We start from the raw sequence: 25,664 nt of genomic DNA on the forward strand, positions 1-25,664 counted from the left end.
ACGCGCAAGTAATTCCAACGTCAAGAGTTAGTTACGCGGTAGAGATGCTTCGCGGAGCTCAGCATGACGTTCTCTTTACCCCTTTACCCCTCTGCCTTACTTCACCGACTTGGCCCAGGCGTCCATCTTGCGCTCCAGCACCGTCAGGGGCATCACGCCGTCCTTCAGCAGCTCGTCGTGGAAGGCGCGCAGGTCGAACTTGCTACCCAGCTCCTGCTGGTATTTTTCGCGCAGCTCCTTGATTTTGAGGGCGCCGGTTTTGTAGCTCAGCGCCTGGCCGGGGATGGCCATGTAGCGCTCAATCTCGGCCGTGGTGCCGGCCTCATCGAGTGGCTCGTTGTCCATCATGTACTTAATGGCGTCTTCGCGGCTCATGCCCCGGCTGTGCAGGCCAGTGTCCACCACCAGGCGCACGGCGCGGTGCATCTCGTCGCCTAGGGCCCCCATGTACTGATAAGGGTCGGTGTAGAGGCCCAGGTCCTTGCCCAGGCTTTCGCTGTAGAGCGCCCAGCCCTCGCCCATGGCGCCGTACCAGGCAAACTGCCGGAACTTTGGTAAGTCCTGGTTTTCCTGCTGCAACGACACTTGGTAGTGGTGGCCCGGAATGGCCTCGTGCAGAAACAGTGACTCCATGCCCGAGGTGGTGTTGAATTGGGTGGCGTCGGCGATGGGCACGTAGAACACGCCCGGCCGCGAGCCGTCGGGCGAGCCCTGGTTGTATTCGGCCGACGCCGACGCCTCGCGGAATTTCTCGGTTTCCCGAATCTCGAACGGCGTTTTGGGGGTGCGGCTGAATAGCTTGCCTAGGTTGGGCTCAATGGTCTGGTGAATTTTCTCGAAGGCCGCCAGCACTTCTTCGGGCTTCTTGTAGGGCTTGAACTTAGGGTTGGTGCGCAGCTCGGCGAAGAACGCCTGGAGGTCGCCTTTAAAGCCCACCTGGTTTTTCACCTTCTCCATCTCGCCCCGAATGCGAGCCACCTCGCGCAGCCCGGTTTCGTAGATTTCCTGGGGCGTTTTGGTGGTTGTCGTCCAGTAGGCCACGTCGTAGGTATACAGCCCCGGCCCGCCCGGAATGGCCGCGATGCCGCTGCTGGTGCGCGCGCTCTGCAAGTAGTCACCGGCCAGGAAGTTGCCCAGCTTGCGGTAGGTGGGTGCCAGCTCGGTCAGGATGGCTTTTTTGTAGGCCGCCGTCAGCCGCGCCTTGTCGGCCGCCGAGAAGCTGGCCGGCAGCCGCAGGATGGGCCCGTAGTAGAGCGACTTGGTGGGGTCGGTCACGTCGATGTCCTTGCCGCGCATCTGGGGTATCATCTTCTTCACCAAGGCTTTGGGCAGCACCACGCCGGTGCGCATGCCGGCCCGGAAATTGGCCATGGCCGAATCGGCCCACACCGGGAAGCCGTGCACCCGGCCCAGCCAGGCGTCGTAGTCCTGCACCGTTTTGAAGGGCTGGTTGCCCTGCCCCGAGCCGTACTGCCCTAGGGTCAGCGGCAGGCCCCAAAACTGCTGAAACGGCATCATCCAGGTAGGCTGCTTGAGGCCCGCCAGCCGCTGCTGCATCTCGTACTGGAAGATGTCGTAGCTAATCTTGTCGTTTTCGTCCAGCGCGTTGCGGTCAAACTTCTCCAGCCGCGTCAGGTACTGCTGGTAGAAGGCCCCCAGCGAGTCGCGGTAGGCGCGGGTCTGGTCGTTGGGCAGCTGGTCGTTGTAGCGGTTGTCGCCCTGGGCCGTGGCATCCAGCGGAAAGAACTTCGACTGCCGCTCCCAGTACTGGCCAAATAAGCCGTTCAGGTCTTTGTTGGGGCCCGCGGCGGCATCGGTTTTGGCGCCCGGCTGGCAGCCGGCCAGCAGCGCAGCCGCCAGCGCGGCCAGGGGAAGGAGGTGCTTCATGAATGAAAGAGAAAGAAAGCGTTTTGCAGCAAAAAGCGAATGCAAAAGAACGTCATGCTGCGCCTGCCGAAGCATCTCTACCGAACGACACCCAAGCGGCGCGATAGAAAGGCTTCGACAGGCGCAGCATGACGTCCTTTTCAACCAATGAAGGCCCTAGGCCCGCTGGGCGGCCTCAAACTCGTCCAGCTTCTTGAGGGTGCCGGCAATGTTCTCGGTCAGCAGCACCACCACGGCGCCGTCGGGCGCGGTGGCCAGCACGTGGTCGATGGCGGCCATCTCATCCTCGATGTAGTGAACGGGCAGCTCGGGCTTGTCGAGGCGCAGGCCGCGGGTCATGATGTCGCGTAGAAACTCGGCCGACTTGCCGCGCAGGTCGCGGTCCTGGCGCACGATGGCCTCGTCGAAAATCTGGCCCGCAATGCGTGCGAACCCTAGGGTGTCCTCGTTGCGCCGGTCGCCCAGGCCCGACACCACGCCGATTTTGCGGGTGGCCGGCGTGGCGCGCATAAACTCGGCAAACTTGGTGATGCCCGCCGTGTTGTGAGCGTAGTCCACGATGACTTCAAAGCGCGGGAATTTATACACGTTGACGCGGCCCGGCGTGGTGGTGGGCGAGGGCACGAAGGTGCGGAACGCCCGCTTCAGCATGTCCTTATCGAAGCCGTTGACGTAGCCCGCCAGCGCGGCGGCCAGCACGTTCTCGATGTTGAAGGTGGCGCGGCCCCCTAGGGTAATTGGAAACTCGGCGGCCCGGTCGATGCGCAGCTTGTAGCTGTTCTTGTAAATCGTGACGTAGCCCTGCTCGTACACCGCCGCCACGCCGCCGGCCTCCACGTGCTCCTCAATGCGGGGATTATTTTCCCGCATCGAAAACAGCGCCACCCGGCAGTCGAGCGTGCGCATCATGTCGTACACCAGGTCGTCGTCGGCGTTGAGGATGGCCCAGCCGGTTTTGCGCACCGTGCGCGGCACCACGGCCTTCACCTCGGCCATTTCCTCCACCGTGTAAATGTCGCGCAGCCCTAGGTGGTCGGCCGCCACGTTGGTCACCACGGCCGTGTCGCAGGTGTGGAAGCCCAGGCCCGAGCGCAGCATGCCGCCGCGCGCCGTTTCGAGCACCGCGTAGTTCACGGTGGGGTCGCGCAGCACAAACTCGGCGCTCTGGCCGCCCGTGCAGTCGCCCTTTTGCAGCTGCACGCCCTGAATGTAGATGCCGTCGGTGGTGGTGTAGCCCACCTTGTAGCCGATGCTGGCCACCAGATGCGCCAGCAGGCGCGTGGTGGTCGTCTTGCCGTTGGTGCCCGTAATGGCCATGATGGGGATGCGGGCCGTGCTCTCCGACGGAAACAGCATGTCGATGACCGGGGCGGCTACGTTGCGCGGCAGGCCCTCGGTGGGCGAGATGTGCATGCGGAAGCCGGGGGCCGCGTTCACCTCAATCACCGCCCCGCGCGTCTGGTTCAGCGGAATGGCGATGTCGCTGGTCAACATATCAATGCCGCAGATATCGAGGCCCACGATGCCGGCCACGCGCTCGGCCAGCAGCACGTTGTAGGGGTCTACCAGGTCGGTCACGTCGGTGGCGGTGCCGCCGGTGCTGATATTGGCGGTGCTTTTCAGGTACACCGTTTCGCCGGCGTCCAGCACCGAGTCTAGCCCTAGGTCGCGGGCCTTCAGCAAGTCCAGCGTATGCTGGTCGGCCTTGATGCTGGTGAGTACCTTCTCGTGGCCCACGCCCCGGCGCGGGTCCGCGTTCACCTGGTCAATGAGCTGCTGCACAGTGCGCTCGCCGTCGCCTACTACGGCGGCCGGGGTGCGCTTGGCGGCCGCAATCAGCTTGCCGTTCACCACCAGCAGGCGGTAGTCGTCGCCGGTCACGTACTGCTCCACAATCACGGCCCGCCCGTACTCTTTGGCCGCCCGCAGGCCCGCCACCGCATCTTCCCAATTGGTGATGCGGATGGTGGCGCCCTTGCCGTGGTTGCCGTCGAGCGGCTTGGTTACGATGGGAAACCCCAGCTCGTCAATCGCGTCGCGCAGCCCCTCCTCCGAGTACACGGTAGTGCCCCTGGGCACCGGCACGCCGCCGTCTTCCAGCATGGCCTTGGTGCGGTTCTTATTGCCGGCCACCTCCACGCCCGCGTGCGAGGTGAGGCTGGTGGTAGTGGCCCAGATGCGGCGCTGGTTGTGCCCGTAGCCGAGCTGAATGATGTTGCTGTTCTTGAGCTTGATGTAGGGAATGTTGCGCGAGGCGGCCTCCGCCACGATGCTCCAGGTGCTGGGCCCAAAAAACTCCTCTTCCCGGATGTCGTGCAGCTCGTCCACCACCGGCTTTAGGTCGAAGGGCTCGTCGCGCAGCACGGCCTCGACCAGCTCCACGGCGGCCTGGGCGGCGTAGCGCCCGCCGCGCTCCTCCTGGTAGCTGAATACCACGTATTCTACGCCGGTTTCGCGGGCCGGGTAGCTCTTGCCCCAGTACACGGGCATGCCGGCTAGGCGCTGCAGCTCCAGCGCCACGTGCTGCACCACGTGCCCTAGGGGCTCGCCGTCAGCCAGCTGCTCGGCGCTGAGGGGCGGGTGCTTGGCCAGCTGCTTGGCCGATACGCCCGGCACATGGGGCATCTCGCCCATGCTGGGCAGCAGGGCCCCCAGCCGCTCGGCAAAGCCCGGCACGGTGTTGCTCCACTCGCCGGCGTACTCCTCCAAGTCAACTTTGCACACGATGAGCCGGTAGTGCTTCACCGACCAGTAGCTTGGGCCGCGCATCACGCGCAGGTCAATAATCTTCATAAGGCCAAGGCAGAGGAAAAAGCCGCCCGCGTGGGCAGCAGTACGGCAATGTAGGCAAGGTGGCGCTTAGTTGGGTGTTCCCTAGGCCCCCGCCCTGCCAAAAGGCGCCGCTACTTCGGGCGGCAGCAGCGGCGCCTTTTAGCGATAAAACCAGGCCGATGGTTAAGCCACTACCTCGTTTTTGGGGTGGGCAGGGCGCGCCGGGATGACGTGCCCTGCCTCCGAAGGCAGCCGTGGCGGCCACCAGCCCTAGGGGCCAGCTACGCACGGAGCCACCAGCCCTAGGGCCTCACCAGCGCTCAAACAGCAGCTGCTGATTCACGTAGTCGATGGTGGTGCGGTACTGGCTGAGCAGCGGGTAGCCCAGCAGCCCTTCGAGCGCTAGGCTGCCCGGCACGCGGCTCAGGTTACTGACGTCGGCAAACGTGGTGGCCTGGTGCCGGAACGTGAGCTGGCCCCCGGCCAGCGTGAGGCGGGGCACAATGGCCGCGCCGGCCACGCTGCCCGTGGCGTCGGCCCCGCGCAGCGTCACTTGCTCGCGGTGCCGCAGCCGGCGGGCGAGCGCGGCCGCCGCGGCCGGGTCGAGCAGGTTGGTTTGGGCGCCGCAGTCGATGCCCAGCTGGTAGGGCCGCCCCTCGATGGTGGCCGTGACCACTGGCAGGTGCCCGCGCAGCCGAAACGGCACCCGCACCCCGGCGCCCGGCGCGGTGCCGGCGGCCCCCGGCTTTTGCAGCAGCACCCGCCCGGCGCGGTAGTCCAGCGTCAGGGCGTAGTCGCGCAGCAGGTCGTAGCCGATGATGCCCAGCAGCTTGCCCACCCCCAGGCGCCGTTCCAGGCTGGCCATGTCGAAGGTGGCTACTTCCTCGTTTTGCACCACCAGGCCCTGGCAGGCAAACTGCAGCAACGCGTAGTGCGCCACGCCCGCCAGGCCACCGTTCACGCCGCGCCCGCCGCGTCCGCCCTGGGCCAAGGCGGCAGTGTCGGTGGCCGCAGGCGCAAACTCGCGTTGGTTCAGCAGCAGGGCCGGTGCGCCCGAGTCCAGGAAAAACGCGCCCCGGCGGCCGTCTACCTCGGCTTCGACTACCAGCAAGCCATTGACCACCTGCGCGGGTATCTCGACCCTAGGGGGCGTGGTGCGGCTGGGGGGCGGCGTAGAGCCCGGCGGCCGCGCGCCCGGGGGCAGCAGGTTGAGCGCCACAAACGTGCCGGCGGGCGCCAGCACTACCGAGCCGGCCTGCGCCGTGCCCTGGTGCCAGAGGGCGCACTCGTAGCGGGTGTTGGCGCCCTCGGGCACTTGCCGCACCACTTGCAGGCTATCGAGGGGGCCGAGCTGCGGCAGCAGCCGGGCCAGCACCCGGCTGGTGTAGGCGGGCGGCAGCGGGCCCACGCGCGTGGCGGCCGTGAGGTAGGGCGCCAGCGGCGCCACCCCCGGCTGGTTGATGGCGGCCACCAGCTGGGCCAGGGCCGGCGGGGTGGCCGGGCGGGACTGGCCCAGGGCGCCCCACCCGCTAGTGGCCACCCATAGCCCGCCGATAAGCAAGGTCCTCATATACGCAGCGAATGTAGCGGGCGGGCCCCTTCCCCGCGCCGCGGCTCGCTTGCGTCCCTAGGCCTATGCGGTGGGCTAAAGACAGTAGCAAGCCCACGTCGGCTTGGTTTGGAGAAGCTTAGCGCAGCTTCAGGGTCCGGTGCCGCAGGGACAAGGCGGGCCCCCGCCCGTCGTTGAACGACCAGCGGGGGACTCAGGTAGGCAAAGCACCCCCAGCCCAGGTGCTCGACCTACTGCATCGCTCACCAAACAACGCCTTTGGAGCGAGTTGCAGCCGGCGAAAGCTACCGAGGCGAACCCAGCCGCCTGCGAGCACCACGGCGGCGCAGCGCAGCGAGCTGGTGCCGTAAAACAGCGTATCGCCCGCCGCCGACACTAGGGCCAGCAAGCAACTTAGCTCGAAAAATAGGCAGCGGCCCCACCTCCCGCCGGCGCGTTGCGCGCAGGCTGTTTGATAATCAAGTATGTGGCGACGCAACGGCACGCGATTTTGCCCAGGTAGGTGGGGCGCCCAGGGGGTGCAGTGCCGCTTGCAGGAAGCCAGCGCGGCGGCCAGCCGCAGGCAGGAAAGTGTGAGAGGCTGGGCGCAAAGCGAGGCGGCGACCCGGCCTAGGCGGGTAGCAGGCCGTAATTTTACAACCAGCTATCCGCTACCTGCTTATGAAACTCCTGCTCCTGGCCGCCGCGGCCGCGCTCCTGGCGGCCGCTCCTGCCCCCCGCACCGCGCCGCGCAGCCGCACCTTTCGGCTTACGTGCCAGGCCACGGTGCCCGCGCCGCCGGCCGGCACCAAGGTGCTGGACTGCTGGCTGCCCGTGCCGCACGACGACAAAAGCCAGGACGTGCGCGAGCTGAAGATTGAAGCCAGCGGACCCTACCAAATCGAATCCGACCAGTACGGCAACCGCATGCTGCACCTGCGCGCCACGGCCGGCAAGGCGTTTAAGGAAGGTCAGACCTTCAACCTCGACCACCTTTCGCAGCAGTTGGCCAAGGTGCCCGCCGCGCCCCTAGGGCCGGTAAGCATCACCCTGACGGCCCTGGTGACGCGGCGCGAGCACCTGAACCTGCGCGCCACCGACGACCACGCCCCCGCCGAGACCGAGGCCCAGGACCCCAACCAGGCCCGCTGGCTGGCGCCCGACCGCCTAGTGCCGCTCGACTTCAAAATCAAGGCCCTCGCCCAGGAGGTGGTGGATAAGGCCCACGCCACCACGCCGCTGGCCAAGGCCCGCGCCATTTACGAGCACGTGGTGAGCACCATGACCTACGACAAAACCGGCCAGGGCTGGGGCCGCGGCGACATCTACTACGCCTGCGACGCGCGGCGCGGCAACTGCACCGACTTCCACGCCGTGTTCATCGGCTACTGCCGGGCGCAGGGCATTCCGGCGCGCTTCAGCATCGGGCTGCCGCTGCCGGCTGGGCGCGGCCAGGGCGAGATAAAGGGCTACCACTGCTGGGCCGAGTTCTACACACCCCAAACCGGCTGGGTGCCCGTCGATGCCTCGGAGGCCGCCAAGGACCCGAGCAAGCGCGGCTACTTCTTCGGGGCGCACGACGAAAACCGCGTCGAGTTCACCCGCGGGCGCGACCTGACGCTAGTGCCCCGCCAGGCCGGCGCGCCGCTCAACTACTTCGTGTATCCGTATGCCGAGGCCGACGGCCAGCCCCTGGAAGTGGCGCACACCTACACCTTTGCCGATGCCGACAAGCGCACCGGGGCCCTAGGGCCGGCGGCGCAGGGCAAGGCCACCCGGCTGGTGTTTGTGTACAACGCCGACTCGGGTCCGCTCAACGGCTTCCAGGATTTGCTGCACAAGACCTTCGCGCCCAGCACCTACGCCTGCGCGCTGTGCGCCAACACCTATCAGTTCAGCGGCATGCGCCCCGAGTGGAAGCAGGCCGTGGCCAACCTGCCGCTACCCACCGAGTTTCTGCACCGCGACGAGTTTCGGGCCGCCTACCCCGCCCTGGCGGGCCAGGCGCTGCCCGTCGCCTTCAGCGCCGACGCGACCGGGCAGCTCACGCCTTTCATCAGCTCCCAAGAAATGAGCACGCTGGATTTGAAGGCGCTGATAGCCACCACGCAGCAGCGGGCCGCGGCGCTGGTAGCAGGCCATTAGGGTGTGCGCAAGGTGCTGGCTACCTTGCGGTTGAAACCAACCGCCGAAGCTGCCCCATGTTCGTGCGCTACTACTCGCCGGCCCCGCCGCTGCGGCCCTACGTGCGGCACTACATGGTGGTGCACATCCGCGCCACCGGCGGGCAGCCGCTGCCCGCGCCCAAGCCCCAGCCGCCGGGCCCGGTGCAGAGCCTCTACTTCTACCCGCGCGATGCGATGCGCACCACCCACTATGGGCAGGGGCGCGACATCGGGGTGGGGCGCAGCATTCTGGTGGGGCCGCAGGTGTCGCGAGTCGACTTGCACTTTGCGCCCGACCATCTGGTGGTGCGCGTGGCCTGCCAGCCCGGGGGCCTGCACCGCCTGCTGGGCGTGCCGGTGCGCGAGCTATACGACTTCGCCCTCGACAGCCGCGCCGTGCTCGGCCCGGCCCTCGACGAGGTGGCCGACCGCCTGGCCGAAACCACCGACTACCAGCAGATGGTAACCGTAGTAGAAGCCTACCTGCTGCACGCCGCGCGGCGGCTGGCCGCCCCCACGCGTCCCCTCGACCAGCTGCTGCCGCAGCTACTCAGCGGCTGGGTGGCCCGGCCCGTCGAGCAGCTGGCCCACGAAGTCTGCCTCAGCCCGCGGCAGTTCGAGCGCCAGTTTGTGGAGCGGGTGGGCATGGGGCCGAAGCTCTACGCCCGCGTAGCCCGCTTCGACCAGGCGTTTCGCCTGAAGGAAGCTTGCCCGGCGCTGGACTGGCTGGCCGTGGCCCTGCACTGCGGCTACTATGACTACCGCCACCTGGTGCGCGACTTCCGCGAGTTTGCCGGGGCCACGCCGCCCCAGCTGCTGGCCGCCGAGGCGGCGCACAACTACCTGGTCGGCAAGGCTTAAAATTCTGTAGCCACTGCAGAAAATGTCGGTTTTTTACTACTTGGCAAGCGGGCCGCGGGCGGAATTTTGCCGCCGTACCAACTTCTTCGAACCGTATGAAAACGCTTGTTATCAGCGCCTTGGCCGCGCTGCTGGCCCTAGGGCACTCGGCCGCCGCGCAAAGCCTGCTCACCCTTTCGGCCGCCGACCAAGCCGGCGTGGCGGCTGCCCTCCGGCAGTTTGGGAAAAATCTGAATGACCACCACTTTGCCGATATGCCGGGCTATGTTACCCCCGACATCAGCTTCGTGAACGTGGTGGGCATGTACTGGCAGGGCGCCGCCGACGTGCAGCGGGCCCACCAGGCCGTTTTCGACCGCATTTACCAGCACGCGGTGTTCACGCCCGCCGACCCCAGCGCCACCGTTATGCGCGTAGTAGCCCCTGGGGTAGTGCTGATTACGTCGCGCGTGACGCCCCCCAACCGCTCCGACGTGCCCGCGCCGGCCGGCGGCAGCGCTCGTTCACTATTTTCGACCCTGCTCGTGAAGCGCCAGGGCCGCTGGCTCATCACGTTCTGCCAAAACACGCCCGTGGACGAGCAGGCCGCCGCCAGTAACCCAATACGCATGGCGCAGAAGTGAAATTTTATGGTAATCAATTAATAATCAAAAAGAACGTCATGCTCATCTGGCGTCCGCTTGCTGAAGCATCTCTACCGAACAACGGCCCTAGGCGGCGCGGTAGAGATGCTTCGGCAAGCGGACGCCAGATGAGCATGACGTTTTAGTAGTAGGCTGGAGCTACGCTGGCCACCGGCTAGCTGGCTTGCAGCGCCTGCACGTCGTCGGCCGAGAGCTGCACGTCCATGGCCTGCACCAGCTCCTGCACCTGCTCGACCTTGGTGGCGCTGGCAATGGGCGCCGTGATGCCGGGGGCCTGCATCAGCCAGGCCAAAGCCACCTGCGCCTGGCTGATGCCGTGGCGCTCGGCTACGGCATCGAGGGCTTTTAAGATTTGGAATCCCTTGTCGTTCAAGTATTTCTTGCCAATGCCGCCGCCGCGCTGGCTTTTCTGCAGGTCGGCCTCGCTGCGGTACTTGCCGGTGAGAAAGCCCGAAGCCAGCCCGAAGTACGGAATGACACCAATGCCGCTGGCCTGCACGATAGGTAAGTCCTCGCGCTCAAAGGTTTCGCGGTCGTAGAGGTTGTACTCGGGCTGCAGGCTTTCGTAGCGGGGCAGGCCGTCTTGGCCGCCCGCGTCGAGGGCCGCTTGCAGGCGCTCGGGCTTGAAGTTGCTGGCCCCGATGGCGCGGATTTTCCCCTCCTTTAGCAGCTCGGCGTAGGCTTCGAGCGGCTCGGTCACGGGCAGGCTCTCGTCGTCTTTGTGGCTCTGGTAGAGGTCGATGTAGTCGGTTTGCAGGCGGCGCAGCGAGGCTTCCACGGCTTGCTTGATGTAGGCTTTCGAGAGCCCTTTCTTGCCCTCGCCTAGGTCCATGCCCACCTTGGTGAAGATAAGCACGTCGTCGCGCCGGCCGCGCTGTTGCAGCCACTTGCCCAGCACGGTTTCCGACTGCCCGCCGCCCGCGTGGCCGGGCACCCAGGCCGAGTACACGTCGGCCGTGTCGATGACGTTGCCGCCGCCCGCCACAAAGGCGTCGAGCACGGCGAAGGAAGTTTGCTCGTCGGCCGTCCAGCCAAATACGTTGCCGCCCAGCACGAAGGGGGCGAGGTGCAGGCCCGAGCGGCCTAGTTCACGATGAGGAGCCATGTTTTTTAATGTGGAAATGTGAGAGATGTGAAAATGCCGTTTCGATAAGCCAGTGAGCCTACGGTTGTGTACAACAAGCGGCAGGGGGCATGGTTGCCGGACTACTGTGTTCGCATTTTCCTACATTTCCATATTCTCCACATCTGCACATTTCTCAAATTTTCAAGAGTTTACCACCAGCTGCAGGGCTTGCAGCTCCTGGTTGAGCAGGCGCACGGCCGATTGCAGCTCGTTGAGCAGGTTGGCCCGCAGCGTCAGTTCATCGGCCGAGTAGGTGCCGCCCTCGCCGAAGAGCAGGGCCGTCAGCTCCTGGCCCTGCTTCGAATCGAGGTGGGCCAGCTGGCCGTAGTGCTGCCAGCGCTGGCGCGCGTTGTGGGCCAGGCTGGTTTGGCCGGCGTTGCTGAAAGCGGGCGTGCTGAGCATGTACCACACGCTGGGCGGCCAGGTAGCCGAGGTTGGCGCCTCGGCCCACACGTCGGTCAGCAGGTTGCGCGGGTGCCGAAACTCGACCGTGTGCCCCTGCTGGCGCAGCGTGAGCAGCCCCAGCCCCGCCGCCAGCAGCCCGCCCCCAATGCCAAAAGCGTACTGCCCCGGCTTGCTGTCGATAACCGTGGTGCCAATGCCGCTGGCCGCCCCCACGCTGATGCCCAGCACGTTGAGGCGCTGGGTGCGGCGGTCGTCGAGGTGCTGCAGGTAGCCGGCCACCTGGTCGGCGCGCTCGCCCTCGCAGTCCAGCTCGGCCGCCAGGCTGCTCACGGTGCTGCTCACCAGGCTAATTTGGGCCTGGATGCGCTGGCGCTGGCGCAGCACGGCCAGCTCGGCGGCGGGCTGCTGGCGGCGGGGCTGCGGCCAGCTGGCGGTTTGCTCCAGCGCCAGCAGCTCTTGCAGCAGGGGCAAGATACCTACCGCGTTGGCCGTAAGTAGGTTGCGGCGCGGGTAGCGGGCCAGCAGCGCGGGCGTGAGCGCGGCGTCGAAATCGGCCCTAGGGGCAAAGGCCGGGTTGTAGTGGCTGGGCAGGGGCGGGTCGCAGTAGCCCACCGGCACTTGCAAGCGCGTGGCGGTGGCGCAGCCCCCTAGGGCCAAGAGCAGCGGCAACAGGTAGCGGTGGCGCATAGGCAAAGATTGGGCTCGCAAGAACGGCACGCTACACGGCTTGCCTGGTGCGTAGGGGTGGGGCTTGCCCTTGCCCGTCGCGGGCGCCGCCTGGCGGTAATCGAGCAGCGGCGGGCGGGGGTAGGCCCCACCCCTACGCCGCCTCGTACAGCTCCAGCGGCAGCCCGTCGGGGTCGCTGAAAAACGTGAATTGGCGGCCCGTCCACTCATCCACCCGCACGGGCTCGCACGCCACCCCGTGCGCCGCCAGGTGGCGCACGGCGGCCGCGAGGTCGGCCACGGCGAAGGCCAGGTGGCGCAGGCCCGCGGCCTCGGGCCGGCTGGGGCGCGGCGGGGGGCTCGGGAAGGAAAATAGCTCGATGACGTACTGCTCCCCTAGGGCCAAATCGAGCTTGTAGGAGGCGCGCTCGGCCCGGTGCACCTCGCGGATGATTGCCAGCCCCAGTACCTGGGTATAAAAGGCCTTGGACGCGGCGTAGTCGGTGCAGATAACGGCGATGTGGTGCACGCCTAGCAGGGAGAGGGCCATGGCGCGAAAGTAGCGGTGTACCGTGGACTCTGCGAGTCTGCGCATTTGAACGGCAGGGGCCAACCCGCGCGGACTCGCAAAGCTCACGGTACACCGCTACGCTACCCAGCGCACTTTATCCTGCACCGGGCTGCGCTTGCCGGCTGGCGCGGGCACCCGCACGTAGCCCAGGTTGAAGAAACCCAGCAGCTTATCGGCGGGGCCGAGGCCGAAAAACGCTTTGGCCTCCTCGGTGTACGTGATGCCACCGCTGCTCCAGAAGCCCCCTAGGCCATAGGCGTGGGCCGAGAGGGCCAGGTTTTGCACCGCGCAGGCCACGGCTTCTACCTCCTCGATTTCGGGCAGGCTAGGGTCGCGGTGCAGGCCTAGGGCAATAACGTGCGAGCAGCGCAGGGGTAGCTCGCGCAGCTTCTCGTGCTTGCCTTCGTTGAATTTGGGGCCGGCCGTGCGCTGGTATAAATCGGCCTGGAAATCGGCCAGCTGCTGCAGGCCCGCACCTGTGAACACGGTGAAGCGCCAGGGCTCGGTGCGCTTGTGGGTGGGGGCGTAGCTGGCGTTTTCGAGCAGCTGCCAGATGATGTCGTCGGGAATGACTTTGCCAGCTTCAAACTGCGGCACAAACACGCTGCGCCGGGTGCGGATAAGCTCGTTTACCTGGTCGGGAGAGGGAAGGGACATGGGAAAATTCGGGGATGAGAAGGCGGTCCTGCTTCGGCAAGCGGACGCCAGATGAAGCAGAACGGGTGGTCCTGGCGCTGCCGCCTTGCAACGCTGGGGCGGCCCTAGGGTCTTTGCTGCCTGCTTAACCAAGCAGACGCGCTTTCCTCACGCAGACTTTACCTGGCTCCCTATTTTTGAGGCGAACCCATTGCCTTTTTGCATGAAAAACTTTTCTGTTACCCGGCTGCTGGCTGGCGCGGCGCTGCTACTCGGCGCGGCTTCGGCGCAGGCCCAGCAAGGCCTACCCATCGTGCTGCCCTCGGCCAACCCCGCGCCCTACGATGCGCGCGCCCTGTTTCAGCCCGACTACTTCAAGATACCGCCCGTGGCGACGCGCACCGGCGGCGGCAAGCCCGGCGCCACCTACTGGCAAAACGCGGCCGACTACCAAATTGCCGCGCGCCTCGACGAGCAGGCGGCCCGCGTGACGGCCACCGCTACCATTACTTACACCAACAACAGCCCCGACGAGCTGCCCTTCGTGTGGCTGCAGCTCGACCAAAACCTGTTTCGGGCCGACTCGCGCGGGGCGGCTACTACCCCGGTGGCGGGCGGCCGCTTCGGCAATACGGCGCGCGGCCTGCGCGGGGGCGACTCGCTGCAAACGGTGCGCATCGAGCTGCACGGCAAGAAAATGGCGGCTAACTACCGCGTCAGCGACACGCGGATGCAGCTGATGCTGCCCGAGCCGATGAAGCCCCACGGCGACAAGCTCAAGATTGAGGTGGCCTACGGCTTCAACATTCCCGAGGACGGCGCCGACCGCCTAGGACGCCTCAAAACCAAGAACGGCGAGATATTCGAGGTGGCGCAGTGGTACCCGCGCATGGAAGTGTACGACGACATTTCGGGCTGGAACACGCTGCCCTACATGTCGGCCGAGTTTTACCTCGACTACGGCAACTTCGACTACACCCTCAACGTGCCGGCCAACTACCTGGTGGGCGGCTCGGGCGAGCTGGTGAACGGCACCGAAGTGCTCACCGGCGCCCAGCAGCGCCGCCTGGCCCAGGCCGCCACGTCGGACAAGACGGTTATCGTGCGCGGAGCCGACGAGGTGACGCAGGCCGCCTCGCGCCCCGCCGGCAAGGGTGGCCGCCTCACCTGGCACTTCCGGTGCCAGCGGGCGCGCGATGTGTCGTGGGCGGCGTCGGCCGCCTTCGTGTGGGACGCGGCTAAAATGAACCTGCCCAGCGGCCGCAAGTCGCTGGCCATGTCGCTCTACCCGGCCGAGGTGGCCGCCGATAGCGCCTGGGGCCGCAGCACCGAGTACGTGAAGAAAAGCATCGAGTACAATTCCAAGCAGTGGTACGAGTACACCTACCCGGCGGCCACCAACGTGGCCGGCATCGTGGGCGGCATGGAGTATCCGGGCATCGTGTTCTGCGGCATCCGCGCCAAGAAGGGCGGCCTCTGGAACGTGACCGACCACGAGTTCGGCCACAACTGGTTTCCGATGATTGTGGGCTCCAACGAGCGCAAGTACCCGTGGATGGACGAGGGCTTCAACACGTTCATTAACATCCTAAGCAGCCAGAACTTCAACAACGGCGAGTACAAGGAGCAGGGCGACGTGACTGCCCCTCGCGGCCTGGCCGCTAGTACGGCGCTGCAAATGCAGCTGCCCACCATGGACGTGCCCTACACCGTGCCCGACGTGACGCAGGCCCGCAACCTAGGCTTCGCGGCCTACTCCAAAACCGGCTACGGCCTGTATCTGCTGCGCCAGGAAATTCTGGGGCCCGAGCGCTTCGACTTTGCCTTCCGCACCTACATCAAGCGCTGGGCCTTTAAGCACCCGCAGCCGCGCGACTTCTTCTACACCATGAACGAGGCCGCCGGCGAGGATTTGAGCTGGTTTTACCACGAGTGGTTCTTTGAGAACTGGCTGCTCGACCAGGCGGTGACCGGCGTGGCCTACGTGAGCCAGGACCCCGCCAAGGGCTCCCTCATCACCGTCGAAAACAAGGCCCAGGCTGCCATGCCCGTGACGGCCGAAATCACCGAAACCGGCGGTAAGAAAACCACCGTGCACCTACCCGTCGAAATCTGGCAGCGCGGCGGCACCTGGACCTTCCGGGCCGCTACTACCACGCCCGTGACGCAGGTGGTGCTCAACCCCACCAACATTCTGCCCGACGTGAACCGCCAGAACAATACCTGGCGCCCCACCCGCGTGGCAGAATAAGACACCTAGGCCATCATTCCTAACACCAATCTCCGGCCCGGTGCTCCCTGAATCGATACCCACGCGGATGTCGTGTAAGGAGGCACCGGGCCGGAGCTTGGCGTTACGGCTAGTGCGTCACGGTCTTGGAAAACAGCTGCATCACTAGCACGCCGATGACAATGAGCGCAATGCCAGCTAGGGCCGGGAAATCGAGGCGCTGCCGGAAGTAGAACAGGCCGATGAGCGTGACCAGCACGATGCCCACGCCGCCCCAGATGGCGTAGGCTACGCCAATGGGAATGCTTTTGAGCGCGAAGCTGAAAAAATAGAACCCCAGGCCGTAGCCCACCACGGTAAGCAGACTGGGCCCCAAGCGGCTGAACTGCTGCGAAGCGTTGAGGGCAGTGGTGCCAATAACTTCGCTGACGATGGCGAGGAGGAGGAAAACGTAAGGCATAGGAAAAGTTGTTAAAAAGGCGGTCATGCTGAGCTTGCTGAAGCATCTCTACCGAACATCACCCGAGCGATGCGGTAGAGATGCTTCGGCAAGCTCAGCATGACGGGCTTTTTTAGTTTTAGTCGTGCTGGCCTTCAGTCGCGGGTGCGCAGCACGCGGTAGCCGTGGGCGGGCACCAGGCGGGCCCGGCGCTGGGCCAGCGTCAGTTGCTCGCCGCTGAACACGTCGAACAAGCCCTTTTGGGGCGGCACCAGCGTGCGCTGGCCGGGCAGCTCCAATTCTTCGGTAGTGGCGTTGATGAGTACGATGACGGCCGAATTGCCCTTCTCGCGCACGAAGCCGTAGAGGCCAGCCGGGCCTTGCAGGCGCTGAAAGGTGCTGGCGGGGTCGCCGTTGCGCAGGGCGGGGTGGCGCTTCTTCAGGTTTAGCAGCTTGGTGTAGAAGCTTTGCAGCGGGTAGTCTTGCCAGTCGATGGTATCGCGCTCGAAGAATTCCAGGCGCTTCTGCAGCGCGGCTTCCTGGCCAGAATACAGCATGGGCATGCCCGGCAGCAGGGCCGTGAGCACGGCGAAGGGTAGCGCCAGGGGGCCTAGGCGCTCGTACTCGGTGCCGTCCCAGCTGTTCACGTCGTGGTTGCTGGTAAAGTGCATCAGGTACACCGTGGGCGGATACTTGGCCCGCTCGGCGGCCAGGTACTCGTCGATGTCGCCCAGGGCGGCGTGGCCCTCGGCAATGCGGTCGAGCAGGTAGTGCAGGCGCAGGCCGAAGCTCATATCAAAAGCCTTCTCCAGCAGCTTGGTATCGGAGTTAAACTCCTCCCACGTGAGGCCGCCCGAGGGGTACAGCTCGTCCCACTCGGCCAGCATAAACACGGGCTTGATGGCTTCCAGCGCCGGCCGGGCCTCGTCCCAGAAGTCGGTGGGCACTAGGCCCGCCACGTCGCAGCGGTAGCCGTCGAGGTCGGCCTCGCGCACCCAGTAGCAGAGGGCGTCAAGCATATACTGGCGCAGCTCGGGGTTGGTATAGTCGAGGGCCACCACGTCGGTCCAGTCGACCACGGGCGGCACTAAGTCGCCGTTGGCGTCGTGCTGGTACCAAGTGGGGTGCTGCTCGATGAGGTCATTGTCGCGGCTGGTGTGGTTAGCCACCCAGTCGAGTATCACCTTGAGGCCCAGGCTATGGGCAGTTTGCACGAGGTGCTTGAGGTCGTCGAGCGTGCCAAACTCGGGGTTCACGCCGTAGTAGTCCTGCACGGCGTAGGGCGACCCTAGGCTACCCTTGCGCCCGGTGTGCCCAATGGGGTGAATCGGCATAAGCCACACGATGACCACGCCCAGCTTGGCCAGGCGCGGCAGGTGCTGCTCGAAGGCGGCGAAGGTGCCCTCGGGCGTGTAGTTGCGGATGTTGACCTCGTAGATGGTGGCGTTAGCGGCCCACTCGGGGTGGCGCACGGTGAAGCGGTTGGCTAGGGGGTGTTGGTCGGTCATAAGCGGTGCGCAAAGCTGGTAGTTTCCGCGACGAAGAAATGGGTTGTACGGGCCGCAGGCTGTAAAGTCCGCCCGCCGCTGCCACTGCCGCGCCCCTAGCAGCCGGCTGTCCTGGGACAGCCTATTCGCAGGCTGCGCCCGCCCCGGCTCTGGTGGGCGGGCCCTAGGGTGGGGGGCCGGGCCGCACCCACTCGATACCAGCCAGCTCAACCGTGGCTGGGTGGGCGCGGGTGGGGGCGTGCACGTTGTGGATAAATTGTTGATAAACAACGGTTCAGGTTGGGAAAATCTATTTTGGCAATAGCCCGAATGTTGTACGCCGCCAGCCCAACTCCGCGCCAATCGAGGCGTTAAGCGGCTAGCTACTCACCCTTTTTCCCTTTTCCACTTATGGCCACCACCACCTCCACCAGCGCCTTGCTCGACCAGACCCTGGCCGCCTTGCAAGGCGACATCACCAGCAGCACCGGCGGCACGTCTACCATCGCCAGCTGGATTAGTGCCCTCCAAGGCCAGCAAGGCCTGGAGGACATTACCGACGAGCTGCAAAACCTGCAGCAGGCCCTCAGCAGCGGCACGCCCGATGCCGACGCCATCGCCGATAGCCTCAGCAACCTGGGCGAGCTGACCAGCAGCGCCGCCGTATCGGCCTCGGCCGACACCCAGGCCAAGCTCCAGCAGCTGGGCGATGCCCTCAGCTCGGCTGCCGAACAGGTATAGCCCTAGGGGCTGCCCGCAGCCGCCAACCTAAACGGCCCGCCTCCCCCCGGAAGCGGGCCGTTTAGGTTGGCGGCGCGGCCGGGGCGGTGGCCTCGTACCAGCGGCAGCGGGTGCCCCCTTCCGCAAACTCGTTGCCGGAATGCAAGCCAATTTTGGCCAGGATGCAGCAGGAAGCGGCGTTGCGCACATCGGCGTAGGCGCAGATGCGCGGCAGGCCCAAGGGCCCGAAGCCCGCCGCCAGCCAGGCCCGCGCCGCCTCGTAGCCGTAGCCCTGGCCCCAATGGCGGGGCAGCAGGCGGTAGCCAAGGTCGTAGAAATCGCGCTGGCCATTGACGGGGCCGGCCACCAGCTTCAAGCCGGCCCAGCCCACAAACTCGCCGGTAGCGGCCAGTACCACCGCCCAGCGCCCAATGCCCACGGCGGCGTACTGCGCTTCGATGTAGCGAATGGTAGCTTCGCTCTCGGCCAGCGTAGTTACCATGCGGCCGCCCACGCCGCCCAGGTAGCGGTGCACGGCCGAGTCGCTGTCCAGGGCATACATACCCGGTGCATCGGCGGGCTGCAGGGGGCGCAGCAGCAGGCGGGCGGTGGCGAAGGGTGCTAGGGGCGGCAGCATGGCGGGCAAAGCTACGCGCCGCTACCCGGCCGGGCTTTTTCGCGTATGCGGGCGCATGTCGGCATTCACCTTTCGGCAGCTGGCTTGGCCGGCCGCCCTGGCCTGGGGCACCTTTGGCAGCATGGCCGCGCTGGTGCACCGCTACGGCCACGCCCCCTTCGATGCGCCCGTGCTGCAGTGGCTGCACCAGCACACCCACCCGGCCCTCGACGGGGCGGCCATTTTCTTCACCATTGTGGGCAATACTGGGCCGGTCATTGGCGCCGGTGTATTGGTAGCGGGTGCCCTAGCCTGGGCCAGCCAGCGGCGGACGGCCGGGCTGTTTGCCCTGGGCCTGGGCGGCTCGATGCTGCTCACGCAGGTAATCAAGCGCCTGGCTACCCGGCCCCGGCCCACGCTGTGGGTCAGCCTGCGGCCCGAGCACACCTACAGCTTCCCCAGCGGCCACGCCATGGACACGGCGGCGCTGGCGGCGGCGCTGCTCTTTGCCTTGCCGCGCCGCTGGCGCCGGTGGTGGCCGCTGGCCCCAGCCTTTGCCCTAGGGGTGGGCTGGGCGCGCATGTACCTGGGCGTGCATTTCCCCTCCGACGTGCTGGCCGGCTGGAGCGCCGGCGCCGGCTGGGTGCTGCTGGTGCAGCTGTTGGCGACCAGGGTAGCACCCGGCGCCGGCCTGGCGAGCCGTTGAGCAAATTATCCTGCCAACTCACCAAGCCAGCACTTGATGCTATAGCTGCACGCCTAGCTTGGCGCCGACGCTTTCCAAATCCGTTACCACGGCCTCTAGCAGCGGGATGCCTTCCAGCAGGCGGTGGGCGGCCGTGGCACGCTCGGGGTCGCCGGGGATGAGTACCTGCTTGCCGGGCACGGCCTGGGCCTGGCGGAAGGTGGTTATCCAATTGTCCATGTGGGCTTTAAACTCGGCGGTGGGCCGGAAGGCATCCACCCGCATGGCGCCGAAAAAATGCCCTAGGCCCGCGCCCACGGGGTTGGCCGAGGGCTGCAAAAACGCCACGAAGGGCGGCACCCAGGGTCCGTAGTTGGCTCCCGAGAGCACAGCCGAGAAGATGTCCACCACCGCCCCTAGGCCGTAGCCCTTGTGCGAGCCGGTGGCGCCCCCCAGGGGCTGGAGGGCGCCGCCGTTCTTCACGGCGTTGGCGTCGGTGCTGGGTTGCCCTTGCGCATCCTGGGCCCAGCCCTCAGGGATGGGCAGGTGCTTGCGCTGGGCTATTTCGAGCTTGCCGTTGGCGGCGGTGGTGGTGGCCATGTCGAGCACGAAGTCGGGTTGCTCGCCGGCGGGCACGGCCACGGCAATGGGGTTGGTACCCAGCAGACGCTCAAGCGAGTAAGTGGGCGCCACCAGGGGCGAGGCATTGGTCATGGCCAGCCCAATCATGTCCTGGGCCAGGGCCAGCATGGCGTGGTAGCCGGCAATGCCGAAGTGGTTGGAGTTCTTTACCGCCACCCAGCCGCTGCCCACCTGCTCGGCTTTGGCCAGGGCAATGCGCATGGCCTTGGGTCCCACCACCAGCCCTAGGCCCCCGTCGCCGTCCACGGTGGCGGTGCTGGGCGTTTCGTGAGCTATGCCCACCCTAGGCCGCGCGTTGATGCGCCCTGCCTCCCAGAGCCGCACGTAGCCGCTCAGCCGCGCCACGCCGTGCGAGTCTACTCCGCGCAAGTCGGCCGAGAGCAGGGTTTCGGTGGCCAGCGTGGCGTCGTCGGGCGGGCAGCCCAGAGCCAAAAACACGCGCTCGGTGAAGCTGAAGAGCTGCTGGTAGGGAAAAGTTGGCATAAGCAAATAGCCAGCGTGACCAAAAAAGCCCGCCGCCTGATAAGCACAAACCTACTACCCGGTGCTTTTAGGCGGGCGATAAGAGTTTTTTGTAAAAAATTAGTGCTTGGCAAGCAATGAGTTAGCAGTGAATCACCCTGCTTTGACTTATATCAACTAAATATTTAGTTAAAAACGGCGTACTTAGTGGCAGCTTACTGAAATTACCCCGCCGCATGCGCCCCTTACTTCCACAACTCGTTGGCTGCCTGCTTGGTATTGGTGTGCTAGCCAGCGCGGTGAGGCGCGGCGAGCCCGAAAACCCGTTCAATCTGGCTAGAACCGCCGCGCAGGTAGGGCCAGCTGGCTCATTCAACTACCTGCTGCCACTGCTGGAGCTGCGCCGGCAGCGCTCCGCCTACCAAAGCGGTTTGCAGGCGGGCTACTACTGGCAGGCCCTGGCCACCTACGCCGCCATGGGCGGCGAGCCTGATAGCGCGGCCCACTACTGGCGGCAGCAGCCCGGCTACAGCGCCCCGGCTCCGCTGGCTGCACCGGTGGGGGCGCCCGTGCCAGCCGCGGCGGCCATCCTGGCCCAGACCCGGCAGCGGCAGGTGGTGATGTTCAACGAGGAACACACCCAGCCGCGGGGCCGCTGGCTGGTAGGCAGCCTGCTGCCGGCGCTCTACCAGCAGGGGTTTCGCTACCTAGCCCTGGAAGCCTTGGAGGCAACTGATTCGGCAAACCTGCGCCAGCGCGGCTACCCGGTGGTGGCCTCGGGCTTTTACACCAACGAGCCGCACTTCGGCAACCTCATTCGGCAGGCGCGGCAGCTCGGCTTCCAGCTAGTGGCCTACGATGCCATGACGGCCGACCGCGAGCGGGACGAGGCGCGCAATCTCGTGGCGGCTACCCTAGGGCCTCACCCCCAGGCGCGGGTGCTGGTGCTGGCCGGCCACGGCCACATCAACGAAGCTAGCTCGGCGCAGGCCCTGGCCGCCTGGGTGCACCAACTCACCGGCATCGACCCACTTACCATCGAGCAAACGCAGGCCGCGCAGGCTGGCCTAGGCCAGTGGCAGCACCTGCCGGCGGGCGCCTACCTCGTGCCAGCGGCTAGCATCCCGGCGCGCGGGCTCACCTGCGACCTCTACGTGCTCAACCGCCTGCCGCTGCCCCTAGGCAACAGCTTTGGCCAGCCTACCCAGCCTACGCGCCTTGCCCTGCCGGCCGATAGCCTGCGGCCGCCCCAGGTGCTGCTGGTGCATTGGCAGCGCGAAAAGCAAGCCCAACCCGGCGCCGAGCCCGTGGCCGTGCACTGCCTGCGCCCCGGCGAAACCAGCGTTAGCCTAAGCCTGGTGCCCGGCGCCTACGTAGCCGAGCTGCGTGATGCTGCTGGCCGCCGCTGCTGGCAGCGCGCATTTTCTGTTTACTAGCTCATCAATCAGTTTATGCAGCCCCCCTTCCCCGAACTCACCCGCGCCGAAGAGCAGGTGATGCAAATCCTGTGGCGCCTGGGCCCCAGCGCCGTGAAAGACGTGCTGGCCGCGCTGCCCGCCCCCCAGCCGGCGCTTACCACCGTGAGTACCATCGTGCGCATTCTCGAGCAGAAGGGCTTTGTGGGCTACGAGCCGGTGGGGCGCGGCTACCGCTACTACCCGCTGGTGGCTCAGGATGACTACCGCCGCTTCTCGCTGCGCAAGCTGCTGCGGGGCTACTTCGGCGGCTCATTCAGCCAGCTCGTGTCCTTCTTCGCCCAGGACGAAAACCTCGACGCCGCCCAGCTCGACGCCCTGCTGCGCGCCGCCCAGGAGGGCGCCGCGCCCGACTCGCCCGCCGACGATACCCCCGACGACTCTCCTAACCCACCCCTTTCTGAGCGATGAACTACACCAACTGGCTTTTGTGGCTGGGGGGCACGCTGCTGCCCCTAGGCTTGCTGTGGGCCCTGTGGCGCCTGGCCCTGCGCCCCGAGCGCTGCTACGGCTACAACCGCGCGCTGCTGCTGCTGGCCCCGGTGCTGGCCGCTGCCCTGCCGCTGCTGCCGCGCCCAGCGCTGCCCGCCTGGCTAGCGGGCGCGGTAGCCACGAGCAGCCCAGTCGCGGCCGTTACCTTGCCGGTGCTGCCCGTCGGTGCCACGGCCCCGCACGCGGCGGTGGTGGCTAGCGGGTGGTGGCTGCTGGGGCTTTACGCGGCGGGTTTGGCCCTAGGGCTAGGCCGGCTGGCCTGGCAAACCGGCCGGCTGTGGCGCCTGGCCCGGCGCCTGCCCCGCTTCGAACTGGGCGACTACGCGCTAGTGCAAACGGGCGGGCGCCTGCCCACCAGCACCTTCGGCCGGGTAGTGTTTTGGGATGAAACCACGGCCCTGGCGCCCGCCGAAGCTACCGCCGTGCTAGCCCACGAGCTGGCCCACGTGCACCAGCGCCACACCCTAGATGTGCTCTGGCTGCAGCTCTGGCGAGCCGTGCTTTGGCCCAATCCCTTTGTGCACCTGCTGCTGCCTGCCCTGCGCCTCACCCACGAGCTGCTGGCCGACCAGGCCGCCGCGACCGTGCCCACGGGCCCGTTCCCGTTACCCGCAGCACCTGCCAACTCCGCCGACTCATACGCCACGCTGCTGGCCCGGCTGGCCGCCCGGCAGCTCGCGGGCCCGGCCTATTCGCTGCTCCAGCCCTTTGCCTTTTCTTCCACCCTTACCCGCATTGCTATGCTGCAAAACCAATTTCCCGTGCGCCGCTGGAAGCAGTGGCTGGTGCTGCCCGTAGTGGCTGCCGTAGCCCTCGTGGCCTGCCAGAAAACCAACGAGCCAGTTGCGCCGCTCAGCAAAGAAGCCCGCTTCACCTCGCTAAAAGCGAACGTAATGGAAGCCATCCGTCAGGACTCGCTGCGCAACGGCAACCAGGGCTGGCGGGACCCGAATTTGCAGCTTAACATTGACAAGGATGGTAACGTGACAATTACCCATCGGGCGCCCAGCACCGCGGTGTTGATACCCGAGCTGCCCGGCGGGGGAGGCGCCGAGGCTATCGTGGCCGCTATTCAGCACAACATTGCTTACCCAAAAGGCAGTGCCCCGCCCGCGCCCGGCAACCGCTCCTTCGTGCGCTTCGTGGTGGGGGCTGATGGCAAGGCGCAGCAAATCAAGGTCATCAAAAGCGTGGGGCCAGCCTACGATGCCGCCTTGGTGGCGGCCATCCAGCAGCTACCGCGCTTTGCCCCCGCCCAAAAGGCCGGCCAGCCCGTGCCTTTCGACTTGACCGTGCCCGTACAATTTGCCGTGCAGCCCTAGGGCTCCGCCGCCGCCCCCATTCTTGGTGCCTGCTGAGCTGCGCGCAACTTGCTACGGGTACCGCTGCTAGGCTAGGCCGCCTGCGCCACCAACCGCCTCGACCACGCCGGCCGCCGCCAGGGGTGCTGGCGCAGCTACCACGGCCAAATTTAGCAGGACTTGCTGCTGAGCTACCAGACGCTTCGCCGCAGCCGCTTTGCGACTGGTACCCAATAGCAGCTACTTGAGCAGAAGCGCGGTTCCCACTCGCTCGCTGGCTTCCTGCCCAGCTACCCCTTTACGCTAATCTCTTCTGCCCCATGAACTACCCCGATTGGCTTTTGTGGTTGGGTGGCACGCTGCCGCCCCTAGGCCTGCTGTGGCTGCTGTGGCGCCTGGTGCTGCGCCCCGAGCGCTGCTACCACTACAACCGCGCCTTGCTGCTGCTGGCCCCGGTAGTGGCCGCTGCCTTGCCGCTGCTACCTGGGCTAGCGCTACCTGCTTGGCCTAGTAGCACGGTGGCGACTGGAGCGACGCCGGGAGTGGCCGCTGCCGCACTGCTACCCGTAGCGCAGCTAGGGCAAGCTGTTGCCGCACCCGCACCGGGATGGCAGTGGCTGCTGGGGCTTTACGCGTTAGGAATAGCCCTAGGCATAAGCCGGTTAGTTTGGCAAGTAGCGCGCTTGTGGCGGCTAGCCGGGCGCTGGCCCCGCGAGGTGCATCCCGACTACCTGCTGGTGTACACGGGCGGGCAACTGCCCACCAGCTCATTTGGCCAAGTGGTTTTTTGGAATGAAATCACGGGCCTGAGTTCCGCCGAAGCCGATGCCGTGCTCACCCACGAGCTTACTCACGCCCGCCAGCACCACACCGCCGATGTATTGTGGCTCGAAATCTGGCGGGTGGTGCTGTGGCCCAATCCCTTCGCCCACTTGCTGCTGCCCGCCCTGCGCCTCACCCACGAGCTATTGGCCGACCAGGCCGCTACGGCGGCTAGCAGCCCCGTGCCTTACGCCGCGCTGCTGGCCCGCCTAGCCACCCGACACGTTGCCAGCCCACCCGCCTGGCCTTTGCTACAGCCTTTCCTTTTTTCTTCCACCCTAACCCGCATCGCCATGCTCCACCAAGCGCTGCCCGTCCGCCGTTGGAAACAGTGGCTGGTATTGCCGTTGCTAGGCATAGTGGCTTTCGTGCCCGGCCACGTAGCCCTTGCCCAAACCACCCAGCCGCCCGCTGCACCCAGTTCGGTTGGGTCAGATGACCAGGTTGCTTACGTCCGCCGCCTAACCCGCGAAGCCACGCGCCGCGATTCGCTGCGCGGTCCCCTCTCCGCCGACTCAATGCGGGAAGTGATGGTATCGTACCCCGAGCCCAATAAGCCCAACTCTACGTACAAGGTGCGGGTGGTGCGGGTGCGAAAAGGCGAGTGGATGCGACCCAACGGCACCCTGGAGGTTCGCCCCTGGCCCCCCGGCGGCACCAGCTTCGAGGCTGCCGAAACCCCTGGTAAGGAGAAGGTATACACCTACGTCGAGCAGATGCCGCAGCTGCCCGGCGGCGGTGGGCAGCAGGCCATTGTGCAAGCCATTCAGCGCGGGCTGAAGTACCCCGTGGGTAAAGTCAAAGCAGGCCAGGTATTTGCGCGGTTTATAGTGGATAGTAAGGGAGTGGTGCAGCATACGGAAATTGTCAAAGGCTTAAGTGCCGCCTGTGACCAAGCGGTGCTGGCCGCCATCAAGCAGCTGCCGCAGTTCGTGCCAGGCAAGCAAAATGGCCGGGCCGTAGCCGTAAGCTTTACCGTGCCGATAGATTTTAAAAGCAAACCCTAGGCCC

21 protein-coding genes are annotated in these 25,664 nt (G+C 66.1%); 10 read left to right on the plus strand and 11 right to left on the minus strand.

The genetic code is table 11. The features are described 5' to 3' along the window. Window positions 1-96 precede the first annotated feature (96 nt). The 3 genes from HHL22_RS13000 to HHL22_RS13010 form a co-directional block, all read right to left on the minus strand. A complete protein-coding gene (locus tag HHL22_RS13000) occupies window positions 97-1,887 on the minus strand; it encodes a DUF885 domain-containing protein (RefSeq protein WP_169531789.1) in 1,791 nt (596 codons plus the stop codon). Between the two features lie 156 nt (window positions 1,888-2,043). Further along, entirely contained in the window at window positions 2,044-4,680 is a 2,637-nt protein-coding gene (gene cphA / locus HHL22_RS13005; RefSeq protein ID WP_169531790.1) for a cyanophycin synthetase, read from the minus strand. Window positions 4,681-4,969: 289 nt separating this feature from the next. Then, window positions 4,970-6,229 (minus strand): aspartyl protease family protein, encoded by a 1,260-nt coding sequence (locus HHL22_RS13010; protein ID WP_169531791.1) that lies wholly within the window; start codon window positions 6,227-6,229, stop codon window positions 4,970-4,972. 660 nt (window positions 6,230-6,889) lie between these two features. On the opposite strand from HHL22_RS13010, the gene HHL22_RS13015 reads away from it, so the two are divergent. The 3 genes from HHL22_RS13015 (at window position 6,890) to HHL22_RS13030 (ending at window position 9,857) form a co-directional block, all read left to right on the plus strand. Then, window positions 6,890-8,353, plus strand: a complete 1,464-nt coding sequence (locus HHL22_RS13015) for a transglutaminase-like domain-containing protein (protein WP_195809282.1) — start codon at window positions 6,890-6,892, stop codon at window positions 8,351-8,353. Between the two features lie 56 nt (window positions 8,354-8,409). Next, window positions 8,410-9,234, plus strand: coding sequence for a helix-turn-helix domain-containing protein (locus HHL22_RS13025; protein WP_169531792.1), 825 nt, complete (start codon window positions 8,410-8,412; stop codon window positions 9,232-9,234). Window positions 9,235-9,329: 95 nt separating this feature from the next. Next, window positions 9,330-9,857 (plus strand): SgcJ/EcaC family oxidoreductase, encoded by a 528-nt coding sequence (locus HHL22_RS13030; protein WP_169531793.1) that lies wholly within the window; start codon window positions 9,330-9,332, stop codon window positions 9,855-9,857. A gap of 175 nt (window positions 9,858-10,032) precedes the next feature. On the opposite strand, the gene HHL22_RS13035 is transcribed toward HHL22_RS13030, so the two are convergent. The 4 genes from HHL22_RS13035 to HHL22_RS13050 form a co-directional block, all read right to left on the minus strand. Then, complete coding sequence (locus tag HHL22_RS13035) at window positions 10,033-10,983, minus strand: aldo/keto reductase (protein WP_169531794.1); 951 nt, start codon at window positions 10,981-10,983, stop codon at window positions 10,033-10,035. 162 nt (window positions 10,984-11,145) lie between these two features. Continuing rightward, window positions 11,146-12,096 carry a hypothetical protein gene (locus HHL22_RS13040; protein ID WP_169531795.1) on the minus strand — a complete coding sequence of 317 codons (951 nt, stop codon included), beginning with the start codon at window positions 12,094-12,096 and terminating at the stop codon, window positions 11,146-11,148. A gap of 133 nt (window positions 12,097-12,229) precedes the next feature. After that, window positions 12,230-12,625: an SMU1112c/YaeR family gloxylase I-like metalloprotein gene (gloA2, locus tag HHL22_RS13045; protein WP_169531796.1), complete on the minus strand. Its 396-nt coding sequence runs from the start codon at window positions 12,623-12,625 to the stop codon at window positions 12,230-12,232. A gap of 96 nt (window positions 12,626-12,721) precedes the next feature. Next, window positions 12,722-13,303 carry a nitroreductase family protein gene (locus HHL22_RS13050; RefSeq protein ID WP_169531797.1) on the minus strand — a complete coding sequence of 194 codons (582 nt, stop codon included), beginning with the start codon at window positions 13,301-13,303 and terminating at the stop codon, window positions 12,722-12,724. Between the two features lie 202 nt (window positions 13,304-13,505). On the opposite strand from HHL22_RS13050, the gene HHL22_RS13055 reads away from it, so the two are divergent. Beyond that, window positions 13,506-15,533: a M1 family metallopeptidase gene (locus HHL22_RS13055; RefSeq protein ID WP_169531798.1), complete on the plus strand. Its 2,028-nt coding sequence runs from the start codon at window positions 13,506-13,508 to the stop codon at window positions 15,531-15,533. 109 nt (window positions 15,534-15,642) lie between these two features. Here HHL22_RS13055 and HHL22_RS13060 read toward each other — a convergent pair whose 3' ends face one another. Next, window positions 15,643-15,972: a DMT family transporter gene (locus HHL22_RS13060; protein ID WP_169531799.1), complete on the minus strand. Its 330-nt coding sequence runs from the start codon at window positions 15,970-15,972 to the stop codon at window positions 15,643-15,645. 134 nt (window positions 15,973-16,106) lie between these two features. Beyond that, the gene (locus HHL22_RS13065) at window positions 16,107-17,459 is read right to left on the minus strand and encodes an alpha-amylase family glycosyl hydrolase (protein ID WP_169531800.1); all 1,353 of its coding nucleotides are present in this window, start codon (window positions 17,457-17,459) and stop codon (window positions 16,107-16,109) included. A 390-nt stretch (window positions 17,460-17,849) separates the two neighbouring features. On the opposite strand from HHL22_RS13065, the gene HHL22_RS13070 reads away from it, so the two are divergent. Continuing rightward, the gene (locus HHL22_RS13070; RefSeq protein WP_169531801.1) at window positions 17,850-18,179 is read left to right on the plus strand and encodes a hypothetical protein; all 330 of its coding nucleotides are present in this window, start codon (window positions 17,850-17,852) and stop codon (window positions 18,177-18,179) included. Between the two features lie 61 nt (window positions 18,180-18,240). Here the strand turns inward: HHL22_RS13070 and HHL22_RS13075 are convergent, their stop codons facing one another. Continuing rightward, on the minus strand, window positions 18,241-18,795 hold the full coding sequence (locus HHL22_RS13075; protein WP_169531802.1) for a GNAT family N-acetyltransferase: 555 nt from the start codon (window positions 18,793-18,795) through the stop codon (window positions 18,241-18,243). Window positions 18,796-18,850: 55 nt separating this feature from the next. On the opposite strand from HHL22_RS13075, the gene HHL22_RS13080 reads away from it, so the two are divergent. Further along, complete coding sequence (locus HHL22_RS13080) at window positions 18,851-19,480, plus strand: phosphatase PAP2 family protein (RefSeq protein ID WP_206680723.1); 630 nt, start codon at window positions 18,851-18,853, stop codon at window positions 19,478-19,480. Window positions 19,481-19,519: 39 nt separating this feature from the next. Here the strand turns inward: HHL22_RS13080 and HHL22_RS13085 are convergent, their stop codons facing one another. Continuing rightward, on the minus strand, window positions 19,520-20,584 hold the full coding sequence (locus tag HHL22_RS13085; protein WP_169531804.1) for an Ldh family oxidoreductase: 1,065 nt from the start codon (window positions 20,582-20,584) through the stop codon (window positions 19,520-19,522). Between the two features lie 215 nt (window positions 20,585-20,799). On the opposite strand from HHL22_RS13085, the gene HHL22_RS13090 reads away from it, so the two are divergent. The 4 genes from HHL22_RS13090 (at window position 20,800) to HHL22_RS13105 (ending at window position 25,660) form a co-directional block, all read left to right on the plus strand. Further along, a complete protein-coding gene (locus HHL22_RS13090; RefSeq protein ID WP_169531805.1) occupies window positions 20,800-21,999 on the plus strand; it encodes a hypothetical protein in 1,200 nt (399 codons plus the stop codon). 15 nt (window positions 22,000-22,014) lie between these two features. Next, window positions 22,015-22,449 (plus strand): BlaI/MecI/CopY family transcriptional regulator, encoded by a 435-nt coding sequence (locus tag HHL22_RS13095; protein WP_169531806.1) that lies wholly within the window; start codon window positions 22,015-22,017, stop codon window positions 22,447-22,449. Continuing rightward, window positions 22,446-23,852: a TonB family protein gene (locus HHL22_RS13100; RefSeq protein WP_169531807.1), complete on the plus strand. Its 1,407-nt coding sequence runs from the start codon at window positions 22,446-22,448 to the stop codon at window positions 23,850-23,852. Before HHL22_RS13095 ends, HHL22_RS13100 begins: the two co-directional genes overlap by 4 nt. Before the next feature lie 299 nt (window positions 23,853-24,151). Continuing rightward, window positions 24,152-25,660, plus strand: coding sequence for a TonB family protein (locus tag HHL22_RS13105; RefSeq protein WP_169531808.1), 1,509 nt, complete (start codon window positions 24,152-24,154; stop codon window positions 25,658-25,660). Window positions 25,661-25,664 lie beyond the last annotated feature (4 nt).

It is taken from the genome of Hymenobacter polaris (assembly GCF_012927305.1).
GTDB classification, from domain to species: Bacteria; Bacteroidota; Bacteroidia; order Cytophagales; family Hymenobacteraceae; genus Hymenobacter; species Hymenobacter polaris.